Origin of the sequence: Sphingomonas hominis, assembly GCF_013328205.1 — a bacterium.
GTDB classification, from domain to species: domain Bacteria; phylum Pseudomonadota; class Alphaproteobacteria; order Sphingomonadales; family Sphingomonadaceae; genus Sphingomonas; species Sphingomonas hominis.
In genome coordinates this window covers 345,980-362,878 of the sequence record NZ_JABULH010000002.1, presented here as the reverse complement: position 1 = coordinate 362,878, position 16,899 = coordinate 345,980, and the positions used below count along the sequence as shown (strand labels likewise).

11 protein-coding genes are annotated in these 16,899 nt (G+C 66.6%); 7 read left to right on the top strand and 4 right to left on the bottom strand.

Annotated features, from left to right (window positions below; translation table 11 throughout):
• The first annotated feature begins 173 nt into the window (after nt 1-173).
• Genes HRV97_RS06800 through HRV97_RS06790 form a run of 3 tightly spaced genes read left to right on the top strand, consistent with a single transcriptional unit; the run spans nt 174 to nt 4,401 of the window.
• Nucleotides 174-1,826: an MFS transporter gene (locus HRV97_RS06800; RefSeq protein ID WP_174193270.1), complete on the top strand. Its 1,653-nt coding sequence runs from the start codon at nt 174-176 to the stop codon at nt 1,824-1,826.
• A complete protein-coding gene (locus HRV97_RS06795) occupies nt 1,823-3,013 on the top strand; it encodes an HlyD family secretion protein (protein ID WP_174193268.1) in 1,191 nt (396 codons plus the stop codon). Before HRV97_RS06800 ends, HRV97_RS06795 begins: the two co-directional genes overlap by 4 nt.
• Nucleotides 3,010-4,401 (top strand): efflux transporter outer membrane subunit, encoded by a 1,392-nt coding sequence (locus HRV97_RS06790; protein ID WP_174193266.1) that lies wholly within the window; start codon nt 3,010-3,012, stop codon nt 4,399-4,401. The genes HRV97_RS06795 and HRV97_RS06790 overlap by 4 nt, the downstream gene beginning before the upstream one ends.
• A gap of 133 nt (nt 4,402-4,534) precedes the next feature.
• Here HRV97_RS06790 and HRV97_RS06785 read toward each other — a convergent pair whose 3' ends face one another.
• Together HRV97_RS06785 and HRV97_RS06780 are read right to left on the bottom strand one after the other, a co-directional pair.
• A complete protein-coding gene (locus tag HRV97_RS06785; protein ID WP_174193264.1) occupies nt 4,535-5,518 on the bottom strand; it encodes a hypothetical protein in 984 nt (327 codons plus the stop codon).
• Nucleotides 5,518-6,306, bottom strand: a complete 789-nt coding sequence (locus HRV97_RS06780) for a glycosyltransferase family A protein (RefSeq protein WP_174193262.1) — start codon at nt 6,304-6,306, stop codon at nt 5,518-5,520. Before HRV97_RS06780 ends, HRV97_RS06785 begins: the two co-directional genes overlap by 1 nt.
• A gap of 51 nt (nt 6,307-6,357) precedes the next feature.
• Between HRV97_RS06780 and HRV97_RS06775 the strand changes: the two genes are divergently transcribed.
• The 4 genes from HRV97_RS06775 to HRV97_RS06760 all read left to right on the top strand — a co-directional run bounded on the left by HRV97_RS06775 (nt 6,358) and on the right by HRV97_RS06760 (nt 12,350).
• The gene (locus tag HRV97_RS06775) at nt 6,358-7,422 is read left to right on the top strand and encodes a glycosyltransferase (RefSeq protein WP_174193260.1); all 1,065 of its coding nucleotides are present in this window, start codon (nt 6,358-6,360) and stop codon (nt 7,420-7,422) included.
• Complete coding sequence (locus HRV97_RS06770; protein ID WP_174193258.1) at nt 7,422-8,213, top strand: glycosyltransferase family 2 protein; 792 nt, start codon at nt 7,422-7,424, stop codon at nt 8,211-8,213. Before HRV97_RS06775 ends, HRV97_RS06770 begins: the two co-directional genes overlap by 1 nt.
• Before the next feature lie 62 nt (nt 8,214-8,275).
• Nucleotides 8,276-10,855 carry an ATP-dependent chaperone ClpB gene (clpB, locus tag HRV97_RS06765; protein ID WP_174193256.1) on the top strand — a complete coding sequence of 860 codons (2,580 nt, stop codon included), beginning with the start codon at nt 8,276-8,278 and terminating at the stop codon, nt 10,853-10,855.
• A 49-nt stretch (nt 10,856-10,904) separates the two neighbouring features.
• Complete coding sequence (locus tag HRV97_RS06760) at nt 10,905-12,350, top strand: tetratricopeptide repeat-containing sulfotransferase family protein (protein ID WP_174193254.1); 1,446 nt, start codon at nt 10,905-10,907, stop codon at nt 12,348-12,350.
• Here HRV97_RS06760 and HRV97_RS06755 read toward each other — a convergent pair.
• Complete coding sequence (locus HRV97_RS06755) at nt 12,347-13,468, bottom strand: aspartyl/asparaginyl beta-hydroxylase domain-containing protein (protein WP_246248579.1); 1,122 nt, start codon at nt 13,466-13,468, stop codon at nt 12,347-12,349. The two genes, HRV97_RS06760 and HRV97_RS06755, sit on opposite strands and share 4 nt — an antisense overlap.
• Nucleotides 13,469-13,721: 253 nt before the next feature.
• Nucleotides 13,722-16,856: a TonB-dependent receptor domain-containing protein gene (locus HRV97_RS06750; protein WP_174193252.1), complete on the bottom strand. Its 3,135-nt coding sequence runs from the start codon at nt 16,854-16,856 to the stop codon at nt 13,722-13,724.
• Between the last annotated feature and the right edge of the window lie 43 nt (nt 16,857-16,899).

The following is a 16,899-nucleotide window of genomic DNA, read 5'->3' as shown; positions in this document are numbered from 1 at the left end:
GGTTTCGTTGTGCCACGGGATACCGCATCGTTGAACACGCGTCACCCCTGGCGTTGATCGCAGCTGCCACGTCCGTACCTGCAACTGGAACCGTTCATGATTGCGAATGCCGCAGTTTGCGCCACTAACCTGCGGCGTTGCACAACGTCGGCAATCGGCCATAGAGCGGCAACATGGCCGTGATGGCGCGCGTGCGCGAATTCCTCCGCGAAGAACAATGGACGTTCGCCGCGCACGAACTGCCGGCACTTCCCGGCTCGCCCGGATCGCCCGATCACCCGACGCAGCGCCGTATCGCCTACGGACTGATCGGCGTGCTGCTGGGGCTGACCGCCGGGTTCGGCAATTCATTGATTACTGCCAACACCTACGCGCTTCAGGGTGCGCTGGGGCTCGATCCGGCCGAGATCGCGTGGTTGCCAACGGTCTACGTGATGACCAACGTCAGCATCAACCTGCTGATGATCAAGTTCCGGCAGGAGTTTGGGCTCAGACCATTCGCGATCATCTTTCTCGCGCTCTACGTCGCGCTCACCTTCGCGCACCTGTTCGTGCGTGATTTCTCCTCGGCGATCCTGGTCCGCGCGGCGAGCGGGATGGCGGGCGCGCCGATCAGCAGCCTCGCGCTCTATTACCTGATGCAGTCGTTTCCCGCGAAATGGCGATTGCGCGCGGTGGTGGTCGGTATCGGCGTGCCGCAGTGCGCGACACCGATGGCGCGGCTGTTCTCGCCCGAACTGCTGGCGATGAGTCAGTGGCGCACGCTCTACCTGTTCGAGCTCGGACTCGCCGCGATGAGCCTCGCTGCCGTGATCGCCTTGCGCCTGCCACCGACCAACCGGGTCAAGGCGTTCGAGCCGCTCGACTTCGTCACCTTCGTGCTGTTCGCGGGATCGATGGCGCTGTTCGCCGCGGTGCTGGGGCTTGGGCGGATCGACTGGTGGACGCAGGCGAGCTGGATCGGCTGGGCGCTGATCGCCGCCATCCCGATGCTCGCCGCCGCGCTGGTGATCGAGCATGGCCGCGCCAACCCGCTGCTCAACACGCGCTGGCTGGCAAGCGCGGACATCCTGCGCTTCACCATCGTCACGATCATGGCGCGGATCGTGCTGTCGGAACAGAATACCGGCGCGGTCGGGCTGCTGACCGTGCTGGGGCAGAACAACGACCAGTTGATGCCGTTCTTCCTCATCCTGACGATCGCGACCGCGGCGGGTGTCGCGGCAAGCGCGATGACGCTCAACATCGAGAAGCTGGCGCACCCGATCATGCTGGCGGTCGGGCTGGTCGCGATCGCCGCGTTCATCGACTCGCACTCGACCAGCCTGACGCGCGCGCCGCAGCTCTACGCAACGCAAGGATTGATCGCGTTCGCCGGCGCGTTCTTCCTCGGCCCCGCGCTGCTGTTCGGGATGACGCGCGCACTGGCGGCGGGGAGCGGGCACATCATCAGCTTCATCGCGCTGTTCGGGATTATCAACTCGATCGGCGGTCTGGGCGGTGCGGCGCTGCTCAGCACGTATCAAGTGGTGCGCGAGAAAGCGAACAGCGCGGCGCTGGTCCAGACGATCGACCCGACTGACCCGATCGTCACGCAGCGCATCCAGGCGGGCGCGGCAGGGGTCGGGCGCGTCATCGGCGACCCGAGCTTGCGCACCGCGGAGGGTGCGGCGCTGCTGTCGCAGGCGACGACGCGCGAGGCCAATGTGCTAGCGTACAACGACGTCTTTCGGCTGGTCGCTGTCTTGTCCGCCTTGACCTTCCTTTACCTCTTCTTCCTCCTGGTGCGGCGATCGATCCGCGCGCGTCGCGGAGTTCCTGCATGACCGATCCGCGATCCCCCAACGTTTCTCCCACGCCAATGACCGAGGAGAAGGTCGCCGAGCAGGGCGGCGCGCCGACGCCCGACCCGGCACGCTCGCCCGCTGCTGTGGCATCGACGCCGCAGGGTTCGGGCTGGCGACCGCCGCAGCTCACTACCGGCTCGATCGTGCTGATCGCAGTGCTGGCGCTCGCGGGCGTCGCGGCGGTGCTGGCGGCATGGCGTATCTGGCCGTTCAACCCCGACGATCAGTCGACTGACAACGCCTATGTGCGCGGACGCGTGACCGTGATCAGCCCGCAGGTGTCGGGTTATGTCACGCGCGTGCTGGTGCGCGACTTCGCCACTGTCGAGCAGGGACAACCGCTGGTCGAGATCGACCACCGCATCTACGCGCAGCGCGTCGAGGCGGCAGCGTCGCAGGTTGAGGCGACGCAGGCGACGCTCGCCAACTCGCGCCAGCAGGCCGCCAGCCGCCAGGCAAGCTTCGGTGCGCAGGAGGCCGCGGTCGAGAATGCGCAGGCGCAGTTGATGCGCGCGCAGGCCGACATGGCGCGCGTCAACGATCTGGTGAAGGACGGCTCGGTGTCTTTGCGCGAACGCGACCAGACGCTCGCCGCGCTGCGGCAAGCGCAGGCGGGTGTGCGGCAGGCGCAGGCGGCGCGTGAGATTGCGAGCCAGGACATTCGCACGGTCGAGGTCGGGCGCGGCGGGCAGCAGGCAGGCGTGTCGGGCGCGGAGGCGCAGCTCCGCCTCGCGCGTATCGACCTCGCCAATACCCTGATCCGCGCGCCCGAGCGCGGGCGTTTGTCGGAGGTCGGCGTGCGCGTCGGGCAATATGTGACCGCGGGATCGCAGCTGATGTTCCTGGTTCCGCCCGAGGTGTGGGTGATCGCGAACTTCAAGGAAGCGCAGACCGCGCGCATCGCGGTGGGCCAGCCCGCGAGCTTCACCGTGGACGCGTTGAACAATGCGCGTATCCGCGGCCACGTCGAGCGGATCGCGCCGGCGGCGGGCAGCGAGTTCGCGGTGCTGAAGTCCGACAATGCGACCGGCAATTTCACCAAAGTGCCGCAGCGGATCGCGGTGCGCATCCGCATCGATCCGGATCAGCGGCTGGCAGCACGCCTGCGTCCGGGCATGTCGGTGCAGGCGCGCGTCGACGTCGACGGCGCACCGGCGGTGCAATGACGCGCGCCCTGCCCCTCGCGCTCACGGTCGCGCTCACCGGCTGCACGCTGCCGGGCAAGCGCGCCGAGGCGCCCGCTGCTGCCGCCATCGTACCCCCACCCGCATGGCGGACGCAGACGCCACCGGGGGTGCCGATCCCTGACGCGTGGTGGACCAGCTTCGGCGACGCGCAGCTGACCACGCTGGTCAAGCGCGCGCTCGCCAACAATCTCGACATCGCGGTCGCTGCGGGACGCGTCGAGGAGGTACGCGCGGCGCAGGACCTCGCGCGCGCGCAGCTTTCTCCGACGATCGGCGGCCAGGTACCCGAAACGCAGGGGCAGACGCTCAGCCCGTTCGGCACGCCGAGCCGCGCGCTCGGCGTCCAGCCCGCGATCACCGCCAGCTTCGACCTCGACCTGTTTGGGCGGTTGCGTCAGGCCAGCCGAGCCGCACGCGCGCAATTGCTCGCGAGCGAGGGCGCGCGCGACACCGTCCGCCTCGCGGTCGCGGCGAGCACCGCCTCGGGTTACGTAACCTTGCGCGCGCTCGATCAACGGCTCGAGATCGCTCGCGGTACGCTGGCCGCGCGTAGCGATGCGCTACGGATCGCCAGGCGGCGCTTCGAGACGGGCTATTCCTCGCGGCTCGAACTTCGGCAGGCGCAGGCCGAGTACGCCGCCACCGCGCAGCTCGTCCCACAAGCGCAACTCGCGATCAGCCGGCAGGAGAATGCGCTGTCGCTGCTGACCGGCGACGCGCCGAGGGCGATCGCGCGCGGACTGCCGCTCGACCGGCTGCTGCTGCCGCCGATCCCCGACGGACTGCCCGCCGACCTGCTGCGTCGGCGGCCGGACGTGTTCCAGGCCGAGCAGACGCTGGTCGCGGCGGACCGCTCGCTCGACAGCCAGCGCGCGGCGATGCTGCCCAACCTTGCGCTCACCGGCTCGGCCGGCGTGGTTTTGTCAACCGCGCTGTCGAATCCGGTCGGTGTCTTCTCTCTGGGCGCGAGCATCCTGTCCCCGATCTTCGACGGCGGGCGGCTGCGCGCGCAGGAGCGCGGTGCGGTGGCGCGGCGCGATCAGGCCGCATTCGCCTATCGCCGCACCGCGCTGATCGCGTTCCGCGAGGTCGACGACGCGCTGGCGGGTTACGCGCGCATCGCACAGCAAGCACAGGCACTGGCCGATCAGGCGGCGGCGGCGCGTGGTGCGCTGGAGAATGCGACCAACCGCTACCGTGCGGGCTATTCGGCGTACATCGAGCAACTCGACGCGCAGCGCAGTCTGCTGACCGCGCAATTCGCGCTGACGCAGACGCAGGCCGACCGGCTGACCAATTTCGTCGCGCTTTATCAGGCAATGGGTGGCGGCTGGTCGCGCGCGGAGATCGACGCAACCGCTCGGTAAGTGCGCAGCGCTGATCGGACACCATCCAAACCCTTGTTCGTCATTCCGGGCTCGACCCGGGGTCCCGCTCCCTTCGTCGCGCCAGTGTAACAGCGGGACCTCGGATCAAGTGCGGAGTGACGAGTGTGGTTGGCTAAACGGTGCCGGCGATCCGCGCGTCATCGTCGGCCTCGTCCACCTCCTCCATCTCGCGCGCGTCGAGCTTGGGCGGCTGCGCAATGAACGAGGTGATGATGAAGAAGCCGAGGTTCATTGCCTGCGTCAGCGCGCCGCCCGCGAGCAGCAGCCCCGCCATCGCCGCGCGCGGCCCCGCGATCGTGTTGCTCATTTCCAGCCCCGCGCTCAGGAACAGCAGGTCGCGATTGGGAATGATCGGCAGCCGCGAGATCACCATCTGCGCGGTCAGGAACACGAGCCAGGTCGACCAGCGCTCGGCCGGCAACACGACCGCCCATTGCGTCGCCTGGAGCAGCACGACCAGCGTAGTGCGGGAAATATGGATGCCCAGCACGCTCGCCGCCTGCCCGCCCGTCAGCGCGATGAGGTGACGCCGCAGCCGGTACAACACCGGCACCACGAATACGGCGGCGAGCACGCCCGCCACCACCAGCGCCGGGCCGGGATGGAGCCAGTCCATGATCCGCCGCGCGTTGCCGGTGGCGGCGAACAGCACCAGCAAGCCAGCGGTGACGAGCCCCGACGACACTGCCGAGAGGATCGCATTGTCCTTCAGCGCGACCAGAATGCGCTTGGTCTTCAACCCGAAGCTGCGCTTCAGCCAGATTGCGAACATCAGCTCGCCCGAATAGCCGACCAGCGCGCTGTTGTAGACGCGCTTGCGGATCAGCACCGGGAAGGCGCGCGGCAGCCTTTGCCGAAACACGATGCGGAAGATGGCCGTCTCCGACGCGGGCAGGATCAGGAAATTGACGAAGAACAGGATGTAGAACAGCGGGTTGGTCGGCAGCGATCCCGCCACCTGTCGCCACCCGATCGCGCGCACCTTGAGCACCAGCCAGGTGAACATCGCCGCAAAGAACAGCACGCGCAGCGCAACCGCGACGCGTTTCGCATCCTCGGTCCCCGCCCAGGCGCGCGCGCGCTCGACGAGCGTCATCAGAACAGCCCGAGCGCGCGCGAGTGCGCGAAGAATGCGTCGAACGACGCCCGCTGCCTGAGTGTCAGGCGAAAGCGCGAATAGTCCTCGGTCCGCCCGAGCAGGCGGCGAACGCTCCATTCCACCCGGTCGCGCGGGGTGAGTGCGATGCGCTTCTCGAAATGCGCGCGCTCCCACGTGTTGCCGCCGTGGAAGCAGCGGATCAGCAGCGCCGCCTCGCCCTCGTCCAGCAGCGTGAAGCCGAGCCGCCGCCACGCGTCGCGGTAGGTGCTGTCCTCGCCGCGGCGTTCGAGCGGATAGCGGATGTCGTCGCGGCGGCGGTGCAGGATCGTGCTAGGTACCCCGCCCTGGAACCAGCCGATATACGGGCGCGTGAGCCATTCGGGTTCGGCCAGGTGCATCAGCGCGACCGGGCACCAGCACGCCGCATGATTGCCCAGCACGACGATCTGCCGCGCCAGCCGCTCGGGATCGAACCAGTCGTCGTCATCCCATTGCGCGATCACGTCACCGCGCGCGAGATCGAGCGACAGGTTGCGCAACGCGCCCAGCGTCGTCGCCGGCTCCTTGACCAACCGATGATGGATCAGCCGGTCGGCGGGCACGCGCGACAGGACCGGCGCATAATCCTGCGTCCCGTCGTCGACCACGATCAGCTCGCGATTGGGATAGCTCTGCGCGAGGAAGCAGTCGACCGAGCGCTCGGCCAGATTCATGCGGTTCGCGGTGACCATCAGGCACGAGATGCGGGGGCCGTCGTCAGCGAACGGCTGGGGCGCGGGCGTCATGCGGTCGTTCTAGGCAGCATAGAAGCATGCTGGTATCCGCCGCGCCTTGCCATGACACGCATCGTCTTCGTTCTTTCCTACCCGACGTATCACAGCGTCGCCGATCCGGCCGAGTGGCTGCGCTGGGACAATCGCGACCGCCGGATGCCGGCGCTCCTATCGGCGCTCGGCGCGGATGTCGAGTTGTGGGGCGTGGGACACGAGAACAGCGTGCTGCGCTGCGACCCCGACGTCGGTGCGGCCTACACGCTGCGGCTGTTCGCCCGCGATGGTGGGGGCACCAAGTCGCGCGACCATTACAGCGACGCGCTGGTCGCCGCCGCGCGCGCCGACACCGCCGACCTGTTCGTCGTCGTCGGCACCAACGGTGGTGCGGGCTATCGCCTGTTCGACCGCGCGTTGAAGCCCGCTGCGAGGCCGTTCGCGGTTATCATCGGTGGCGATTACTGGAGCCGGCTGGTCCCGCACGCCGCGATGGTGTTCACCGAATCGGAATTGCAGGAGCGCGCGCTCGCGCGGCCGCGCGTGCCGTGGCGCCCGGGCATCCCCTATGCGCGCATGGAGCGATTGCCCAAGTCGATCGACACCGAACGCTTCCGCCCGGTCATGGGCGAGCGCCGCCGCGACGTGATCGCGGTCAGCCGGCTGACGCGGTGGAAGAGCTTTTCCGAGGTCGGCGCGCTCTCGGTCGAGCACCGCGTCGCGGTCGCGGGCGGCGGACCCGACGCGGAGGCGCTGGCACGACGCTATCCGGAGATCGATTGGCTCGGCCACGTTCCCAACGCCGCTGTCCCCGCGCTGCTCGGCTCCGCCGCGCTCTACTTTCACGCCGGGCGCCGCGATTACTTCCCGCGTGCGATCGTCGAGGCGATGGCGTGCGGACGCCCGGTGGTCGCCTTCGCCGACCGGATCAGCGCCGACGTGCTGCCCGCGAACTGCGGACTGCGCGTGACCAACGGTAATTACCGGCACGAGGTCGCCGCCCTGCTCGCCGATCCGACGCGGCTGGCAGCGATGGGGCTGATGGCGCGCGCGCACGCGCTGGCGACGCATGGGCTGCGGTCGAGCGAGCCCGCTTGCCAAACGTTGCTGCGCCTCGCCCGCGGGGACGCGTGATGACGCCCGACTGGACAGTCGTGCTGGCTTACTACAACGAGGCCGACTATCTCGCCGCGACGCTGCGCAGCTTGGACGCACAGACACTCAAGCCCTTCCGCCTGATCCTGGTCGACAACGCCTCGACCGACGGCTCGGCCGAGCTCGCGCGGGCCGAGGCGGCGGCAATGCGCGGCGTCGAGGTGATCCACCTGTTCGCGGAACAGCCGGGCAAGATCCACGCGCTGGCGGTCGCCAACCCGCACATCGCGACGCCGTTCGTCGCCTTCACCGACGCCGACACCATCTACCCGCCGCATTACCTCGCCACCGCCGCGAAAGCTTTCGCTGATGGCGGCGCGCGCGTCGTGGCGGTGATGGCGACCGACGTTACCGACCCCGCCGATGGTCCCGCCGCGCTCGCCAAGCGTCGCCACAACCAGCGCGTCAGCCGGCTGTGGCCCAAACAGACGCACACCGGCGGCTACGGCCAGACATTCCGCACCTCGGCCTATGTCGCCGCCGGCGGCTACACGCACGGTCACTGGCCCTACGTGTTGATGGACCACGAGATCATGGAGCGCGTGCTGGCGCACGGCGATGCGGTCTATCCGTATGATCTGTGGTGCGTCCCCTCCCCGCGGCGCGCCGACCGTAGCCGCGTGCGCTGGACGCTCGCGGAGCGGCTGCTCTACCATTTCACGCCGCACACGGCGAAGAACTGGTATTTCTACCGCTTCCTCGGTCCCCGGCTGGCGCGGCGGCGGTTAACGCACCTGAACCTGCGCGAGAAGACGTGGATTGAAGCCTGACGGGCACACTTGTGTTGCCCGAATATCACACCATCTAGTCGGCAACACAGCAGGGGACTTCCATGAACCTCGACAAGTTTACCGACCGCGCGCAGGGCTTTCTCCAATCCGCGCGCACCGTCGCGATCCGCATGAACCATCAGCAGATCGCGCCCGAACATCTGCTCAAGGCACTGCTCGAGGATGAGCAGGGCATGGCCGCCGGGCTGATCGCGCGCGCCGGTGGCGACGCGCGCCGCGCGACCGCCGAGACGGAGGCCGCGCTCGCGCGCATCCCCGCGGTCAGCGGCTCGGGCGCGCAGACTCCGCCGGGGCTCGGCACCGACACCGTGCGCGTGCTCGACCAGGCCGAGGAGATCGCGAAAAAGGCCGGCGACAGCTACGTCACGGTCGAGCGGATGCTCGTCGCACTCGCGCTGTCGCTGGGCACCGCAGCGGGCAAGGCGCTTCAGGCGGCAGGCGTCCGTGCCGACGCGCTCAACAGCGCGATCAACGAGCTGCGCGGCGGCCGCACCGCCGACACGCAGAGCGCAGAGGATCGCTACGACGCGCTCAAGAAGTTCGCGCGCGACCTGACGCAGGCGGCACGTGACGGCAAGCTCGACCCCGTGATCGGCCGCGACGAGGAAATCCGCCGCACGATTCAGATCCTCGCGCGCCGAACCAAGAACAATCCCGCGCTGATCGGCGAACCGGGCGTCGGCAAGACCGCGATCGCGGAAGGTCTCGCGCTACGCATCGCCAACGGCGACGTGCCCGACACGCTCAAGGACCGCCGTCTGATGGCGCTCGACATGGGCGCGCTGATCGCGGGCGCGAAATACCGCGGCGAATTCGAGGAACGGTTAAAGGGCGTGCTCGACGAGGTGCGCCAGGCCGAGGGCGACATCATCCTGTTCATCGACGAGATGCACACGCTGATCGGCGCAGGGAAATCGGAGGGCGCGATGGACGCGGGCAACCTGCTCAAACCCGCACTCGCGCGCGGCGAGTTGCACTGCGTCGGCGCGACCACGCTCGATGAGTACCGCAAGCACGTCGAGAAGGACCCCGCGCTCCAGCGGCGCTTCCAGCCCGTGTTCGTCGGCGAGCCGACGGTTGAGGACACGATCTCGATCCTGCGCGGGTTGAAGGACAAGTATGAGATGCACCACGGCGTGCGCATCACCGACGGTGCGCTCGTCTCTGCGGCGACGCTGTCCAACCGTTACATCACCGATCGATTCCTGCCCGACAAGGCGATCGACCTGATGGACGAGGCCGCGAGCCGCATCCGCATGGAGGTGGAATCGAAGCCCGAGGAGATTGAGACGCTCGACCGCCGCATCCTGCGCTTGAAGATCGAGCGCGAGGGATTGCGCCGCGAGTCGGACGAGGCGTCGCGCGACCGCTTCGCCAATCTGGAGGAGGAGCTCGCCAACCTCGAACAGCAATCGGCCGAGCTGACCACGCGCTGGCAGGCGGAGAAGGACAAGATCGCGGGCGAGGCGAAGCTGAAGGAACAGCTCGACGCCGCGCGGCTGGAGCTGGAGCAGGCGCAGCGCCAGGGCGACCTCGCGAAGGCGGGCGAGCTGTCTTACGGCCGCATCCCCGCGCTGGAGCGGCAGCTTGCGGAGGCGCAGGCCACGACCCAGGGCGCGATGCTGCGCGAGGAAGTGACCGCCGACGATATCGCGGGCGTCGTCAGCCGCTGGACCGGGGTCCCGGTCGAGCGGATGCTGGCGGGCGAGCGCGAGAAGCTGCTGCGGATGGAGGAGGTGCTGGGTAAGCGCGTGATCGGTCAGGCCGATGCGGTGCGCGCCGTCTCGACCGCGGTGCGCCGCGCGCGTGCGGGCCTGCAGGACCCCAACCGTCCGCTCGGCTCCTTCCTGTTTCTTGGGCCGACCGGCGTCGGCAAGACCGAGCTGACCAAGAGCCTCGCCGAATTCCTGTTCGATGATCCGAACGCGATGGTGCGGATCGACATGAGCGAGTTCATGGAGAAGCACGCGGTGTCGCGGCTGATTGGTGCGCCGCCGGGCTATGTCGGTTACGAGGAAGGCGGCGTGCTGACCGAGGCGGTCCGGCGCCGGCCGTATCAGGTCGTGCTGTTCGACGAGGTGGAAAAGGCGCACGGCGACGTGTTCAACGTGCTGCTGCAAGTGCTCGATGACGGCCGCCTGACCGATGGCCAGGGTCGGACGGTGGATTTCAGCAACACGCTGATCATCCTGACCTCGAACTTGGGCTCGCAGTTCCTCGCCAACATGCCCGAGGACGCCGCGGTCGAGAGCGTCGAGCCGCAGGTGATGGACGTCGTGCGCGCGCACTTCCGCCCTGAATTCCTCAACCGGCTAGACGAGATCATCCTGTTCCACCGGCTGGGCCAGGCGCACATGGGGCCGATCGTCGACATCCAGGTGGCGCGCGTCGGCCGCCTGCTGGCGGATCGCAAGGTGACCCTAGACCTGACTGATGCCGCGCGCGCGTGGCTGGGCCGGGTCGGCTACGATCCGGTCTACGGTGCACGACCCTTGAAGCGTGCGGTGCAGCGCTACCTGCAGGACCCGCTCGCCGACCTGATCCTGCGCGGCGAGGTCAAGGACGGCACGGCGGTCCACGTCGACGAAGGCGACGGGCGATTGGTGTTACAAACGGAGTAAATGGGCAGAGGCAATTGCCTTGATTCATCGAACGCAGCAAAGGTCGTGCATGACGACAGCTGCCGAATGGTCGCAACACGCTGCCCGAGCCTCACAAAGCGGTCGCGTCGATGAAGCGATTGCCGCTTGGCACCGGGCGGTGTCGATCGATCCGCGCCGCGCCGATGATTGGTTCAATCTTGCCTATTTCCTGCGCGTGTCTCGCCGTTTTCCGGAAGCATCGGCCGCTTACGGCGAGGCATTACGTTACGGGGTAGCTCGCCCTGAGGAAGCATATGTCAACCGCGCCGTTATTCTTTCCGAACACCTTGACCGGCCGGGTGAGGCGATCGAGGCGTTGCAGGCGGCGCTCGCCGTGGAGCCCACGTTCCTGCCCGCTCTGCTCAACCTCGGCAATCTGCTAGAGGATCATGGCGACAGTGAAGCAGCACGCGCGGCGTACGAGCGTGCACTGGCCGTCGATCCGGTCAACGGCCGCGCGCTCGCCCGCCGCGCGGCGATCCTCGTCCATACCGGTGACGTGTCGAGAGCGATTGATCAACTGCGACCACTAAGCGCACGAGTATCGCTCGATCCGGTTGATCATGCCGAGATCAATTTCGCGCTCGGGCAGGCACTCGACGCGGCGCAGGATTATGACGCTGCATGGATAGCGTTCACCGACGCGAACCGCTCGGCTGCTGCAGCAATGCCAGCGGCAACTCGCTACGATCCGGCAGCGCACGAACGCTATATCGCGGCACTGAAGCGCCAGTTTCCGCTACCAGTTCGGGCTGAACCAAGTGAGCGCGGCGCATCGCTGTTCGTGTGCGGCATGTTCCGTTCCGGCTCGACGCTTGCCGAACAGATGCTCGGACGACACGCGGCCATCACGCCGGGTGGCGAACTCGACTTCATTCCCGCGCTCGTCGCTGGCGCGCTGCACCCTTATCCGACGACATTGGCGCGTGCCGATCGCCGGGCACTCACCGCGGTGCGCAACGCTTACCTTGATGCCCGCGATCAACTGCATCCGCGTGCGCGCCTGGTGACTGACAAGCGGCCCGACAACTTTCTTCATCTTGGACTGATCACGGCGATCATGCCCGACGCGCAGGTAATCCATACCGTTCGCGATCCGCGCGACACCATCCTGTCCGTCTTCTTCCAGTATTTCGACAACAGTGTCAGCTACAGTAACGACTTGACACAAATTGCGCATTGGTTCCGCAACTATCAGTCTCTAATGCGGTTCTGGCAGGAACGGCTCTCCATACCGATCCACCAAGTCGATTATGACCGGCTGGTGCACGACCCGCGTGCGGAGATCGATGCCGTACTGACTTCCCTTGGTCTGCCGTGGGACGAACAATGTCTCGCGCCAGAACGGGCGAACAATCTCGTCCGCACCGCTAGCGTATGGCAGGTACGCGCATCGCTTCACACGCGCTCGTCGAAGCGGTGGCAGAACTATGCCCGCCACCTAGCACCGCTTGAGGATTTGCTACCAGTCTAAGGCTTGACGGCGCCCTGATCGGTAATCCGGAACATCGTTTTCAGCAGTCGCTGTTCATCTGTGGTCAGATGCGGGTTCCATACGTCGAAGATCAACACGATCCGCGGCTCGGTTGATCGGTTCCAAGCCTCGTGCTCGATCGTGTCGTCGAATGCGAACGCCTCGCCCTCGATCCACGGTCGCGTCTCGCCGCCCACGCGGAACGCGCAAGCAGGCGGTACCACCAATGGCAGGTGGATGATCGTGCGCGTGTTCGTGACCCCGGTATGTGCCGGTATGTGCGCGCCCGCGCGCAGGATCGAGAAAAAGGCGGTTGGCGCCTTGCCCGGGATATCGGTCTGCGGCACCGCCTCAAGCGCAGCCACCGTCGCCGGGCAGCGCGCGCACAATGCTTCGTCGCGCACGCCATATTCCCATAGGAAAGCCGCGCTCCAATCTTTGTTGTTGTCGAGCGGCGACCATTTGTTGGTGGGGGTTCCGGCATCCTGCCGCACGTACGGTCGCTGCACGTCATTATCGACGAGCAACGCCAGCGCCTCGTTTCGGATGACATCGGCCTGTGCCTCCAGGTCGGTGAACCAAGGAAACAAACGCCGGTCAAAGAACTCATCCGCGGGCAGAAAGGGGTAATGAATACCGGCGCATTGGTTGTGGTAGATGGGACGGCGGCCGAGCATGTGGTCGACACAGGCGGAGAAGCGTCGCGCGTCGGCTCCCATGCTCCCGAGTTCGGTACCCAGTTCGTCGTCGATCCGGCGCGACAAGCCGTCGTTCTGCTCGCGCAGGAGGGCGAGGCCCCGCTCAAGCGCATCGACCATCAGCGGCGGACGAGGATCGGTGGCACTCGCCATCTGCACCACGGCGGACCATTCCTGCGCCGCGGCGATCGCGTCGCCAGTGCGCTGGTATAATTCTGCCAGGCGTAAGTGCGCGGTGAAGTTGGTGCGATCGATCGACAGCACCTCGTCCAGCGCAGCCCGCTCGGCCGCAGTGTCGCCGATCATGCGCTGTGCCGTGGCAACGTTGAGCAACAGCACCGGCTGGCCTGGATCCGCTGTGGACGCTTGCACGAACAAGTCGCGCGCGCGCTCGCCATCGTGCGCGGCCAGAGCCTGCATACCAACCGCGTTCAGGACGCGCGCGTCCGTCGGGGCAGCAGCGAGCGCACGTTCCAGCAAGCGTTGTTCAGCGGAAAGATCACCTGCCTCACGCGCACGGCGTGCTCCTGCGAGAAGAGTAGCGGAGTCAGGCGAGGAAGAGAGGTTGGCCATCACCAAGGGCTAGTTTGGCCTCTGGTCAGTGGCAATCGGCGCAAGAAAAAAAGGGCGGCCGTTACAGGCCGCCCTTCGTTGTTTCCGCGCTACGCGTGGATCAGAAGCGAACCCGCGCCGCGAAAGTGTAGAGGCGCCCAATGACGTCGTAGGTCGACGGATAGGTGTTGCCGCTGTTGAAGGCGGTTGAACCAACCGAGTTGCCGACCAGCGGCGCATCCTTGTCGAACAGGTTGCGAACGCCAAGGGTGAACGTCAGCATGTCCGACGCGTTGAACTGCGCCGACAGGTCGATGTAGTTGTAGGCGTTGATGCGATTGAAGTTGTAGCGACCACCCGCCAGCGGCGTCGGGCCAGTGACCACGCCGTTGAACAGGTTGCGGTTGGCGGCGGTGAAGCCGCGAGCCGCGAAATCATCTGCCTGACCTTCGTACTCGACCCGACCGATGTGGCGCCACAGCACCGACACCGTTGCCTCGCCGAGGCTGAGGCTGGTGCGCTGATTCCACTGGAACGCCGGCTGGATCGATTCACAATTGACGCTGAAGTAACCGACGCAATCGCGATTGTAGCCGGTCGGCGAGGCGCGGAACTCACGCTTGTTGGTCCAGGTACCCTGGAAGCTGAGGTTCACGCCGACTTCACCGAACTCACGCGCGTAGTTGGCGCTGAGGTCGATACCGTCGGTGGCCAGACGACCAAGGTTGGTCAGCGGCTGCGGCAGGCCGGGCACGCTGACGCTCGAACCGCTCAGGCGACCGTTGCTCGGGCTGCGACGGATGCTGGTGCAGGCAGCCGAAGCGGCTTGCGCAGCGGTGATGCCGGCCGGGTTTGCACCGAAGCACGCGGTCAGGATGTCGCCCGGCGTGGCGGCCGTGATCGCGTCGTTCACCTTGATGTTGAAGTAATCAACCGCGATGCTCAGACCTGGCAGGATGCCGCGCGGCTGAATGACCACGCCGGCAGTGATCGTGTCCGCCTTCTCGGGCCGGATGTTGGGGTTGCCACCACCCGTCACGTTGACCTGACCCGCCGCCGGGTTCTGAATGATCCCGATCGCGGTCGCCGGCGCACCCTGGTTACGGCACGCGAGCGTCAGGTTGGCGTTGCCCACCGGCGCCGTGCCCGCGCACGGATCGGTTTGCTGGTTGTCGAGCGCGGTGACCACCGGTGCGAACAATTCGCCGATGTTGGGCGCACGAACCGCACGCTGGTAATTGCCGCGGAACTTCAGCTCCTCGAACGGCTCCCAGCTTGCGCCACCCTTGTACGTCCAAGCGTCGAAAGACGGGTTGTTGGCAGCCTCGACGCTGTACTTGGAGTAACGAACACCGCCTTCGATCGTCAGCGCGCGGAAGAACGGCTTGTCCGCGACCAGCGGCGCGATGACTTCGCCGAAGCCTTCCTTCACGTCGTAGCTGCCCGCGAACGGCAGAATCGCACCGCCGGCGCCACCGAGCTCACCCGGCGAGAGCGCGAAATTGTCGGGACGGCGACGATAGGTGTACTTGCGATATTCCGCACCCGCCGCGAAGCTGATCGGCTCGTTGGCCCACGGCAGCGTGCTGCCAAAGTCGCCGTTCAGGATCGCCTTCGCCTGCGACAGCGCAGTGTCGGTGACGATCGAGCTCGATCCGTTCAGGAACGCCGCCTGATCGGCCGAGATGCTGCCCGGAGGACCGAACAGGTTAAGCGGCACGCAATTGTTGGTCGTAACAGCGCAAGTGGTCGTGTTGTTGGCGTTGAGCGCCTGCTGCACGCGGCTGCGCAGCACGTAGCCCGACTGCACCTGGTCGATGTTGTTCTCACCATAAGCGCCCGATACGTCGAGCTTCAGGTGATTGCTGAGCGTCAGTCGAAGCCCTGCCTTATAGTCGAAAACCTGCGTGGTATAGGTCGAGATACGCGGCCCGAGTTCCACCGAACGACGGTACACGGCCGGCAGAGCGAGCCCAGTGCCGACCGTTCCCGGCGACGTCACCACGCCTGCGGCATTCACCGTCGGCGCGGCAAAGCCGACCGCGCCGGTCTGTGCGGCGCAGTTCGCGCCCGAATACCTGTTCGCGTCTGCCAGCAACGCGGCACGGACGGTCGCGTTGGTCGCACCGGCCGCTGCCGCCGACTGCGAGGCGAAATTCGCCGCGCAGATTTGATCGCGAATGCCGGCAGGCAGGTACGGGTTGTTGCCCGGGATCGTCAGCGCTTCGCCGAAGATGCCCGACGGCGCGATGATCTGCTGCACGGTGTTCTTGGAAAACAGGCCGCGGGTATAGACCTCGACCGAGTCCGACAGCTCGTAATTGCCCTGCGCATAGATGTTGTAGCGCTTGAACGGCGTCGCGAAGACGTTGAACGGGTTGAAGTTGAAGTTCGCGTACTGCGGCACCAGCGCAGTGCCGGCGACGTTCGACTGCAACAGACCCGTGCCGAAGTCGACGCTGGTCGGCGTCGAGGTCGGCGAGGCACCGGCAGCAACGCCGCTCAGGCCTGGAATAGCGAACACCGAAACGTCACGCACCCCCTGGTAGACCGGATCGGCCTCCTGGTAGCCGACGCTCAGCACCACGTTGCCGCGACCGTCGTCGAGATTGGCACCGACGGTTACGTCGGCACGCAGGTAATTCGCATCACCGCGCTCGCTGATCTGCTCGGTAACACTTGCGTCCACACCGGCGAAGTTACGTTTGGTGATGAAGTTCGCGACACCCGATACCGCATCGGCGCCGTAGGTGGTGGACGCGCCGCCGGTCAGCAGGTCGATGCGCTGGATCAGCGCGGTCGGAATGTTGTTCAGGTCGACCGTGCCGCCGCTGGATGCGGGAACCAGGCGATCACCGTCGAGAAGCACGAGGTTGCGCTGCGCACCCAGGTTGCGCAGGTTGATCGTCGCGAAGCCGCCGGTACCGTTGTTCACCGCCGAACCGATGCCCGGCACGACGCCTGGCAGTTCGCGGACCATCTGCTCGACGTTGTTGACGTTGCGCAGCGCCAATTCGTTCTCGGAAACCACGTTAACCGGGCTCGACGAGACGATGTTCGGGTTGCTGATCAACGTACCCGTGACGATGATGTCGCCACCGGGGTCAGCAGCGGGGGGCGGCGTGTTCGGGTCTTGCGAGACCTGCTGCGTTTCCTGCGTCGCAGGTGCGGTTTGCGCCTGCACCGATGTGGACAACGCGGCTGCACCAACCATCAGCGTCGACGTCAACAGCCGTGAGCGAAACTCAAGCTTCATCAATTGATCCCCTTTATGACCACCTCCCGGCGGCCGCATCACG

Bases quoted from the DNA above. Each gene is read 5' to 3' on its own strand.
- HRV97_RS06800 (WP_174193270.1), top strand. From the start codon at position 174: ATGGCCGTGATGGCGCGCGTGCGCGAATTCCTCCGCGAAGAACAATGG.
- HRV97_RS06795 (WP_174193268.1), top strand. From the start codon at position 1,823: ATGACCGATCCGCGATCCCCCAACGTTTCTCCCACGCCAATGACCGAG.
- HRV97_RS06790 (WP_174193266.1), top strand. From the start codon at position 3,010: ATGACGCGCGCCCTGCCCCTCGCGCTCACGGTCGCGCTCACCGGCTGC.
- HRV97_RS06785 (WP_174193264.1), bottom strand. From the start codon at position 5,518: ATGACGCTCGTCGAGCGCGCGCGCGCCTGGGCGGGGACCGAGGATGCG.
- HRV97_RS06780 (WP_174193262.1), bottom strand. From the start codon at position 6,306: ATGACGCCCGCGCCCCAGCCGTTCGCTGACGACGGCCCCCGCATCTCG.
- HRV97_RS06775 (WP_174193260.1), top strand. From the start codon at position 6,358: ATGACACGCATCGTCTTCGTTCTTTCCTACCCGACGTATCACAGCGTC.
- HRV97_RS06770 (WP_174193258.1), top strand. From the start codon at position 7,422: ATGACGCCCGACTGGACAGTCGTGCTGGCTTACTACAACGAGGCCGAC.
- clpB (WP_174193256.1), top strand. From the start codon at position 8,276: ATGAACCTCGACAAGTTTACCGACCGCGCGCAGGGCTTTCTCCAATCC.
- HRV97_RS06760 (WP_174193254.1), top strand. From the start codon at position 10,905: ATGACGACAGCTGCCGAATGGTCGCAACACGCTGCCCGAGCCTCACAA.
- HRV97_RS06755 (WP_246248579.1), bottom strand. From the start codon at position 13,468: ATGCAGGCTCTGGCCGCGCACGATGGCGAGCGCGCGCGCGACTTGTTC.
- HRV97_RS06750 (WP_174193252.1), bottom strand. From the start codon at position 16,856: ATGAAGCTTGAGTTTCGCTCACGGCTGTTGACGTCGACGCTGATGGTT.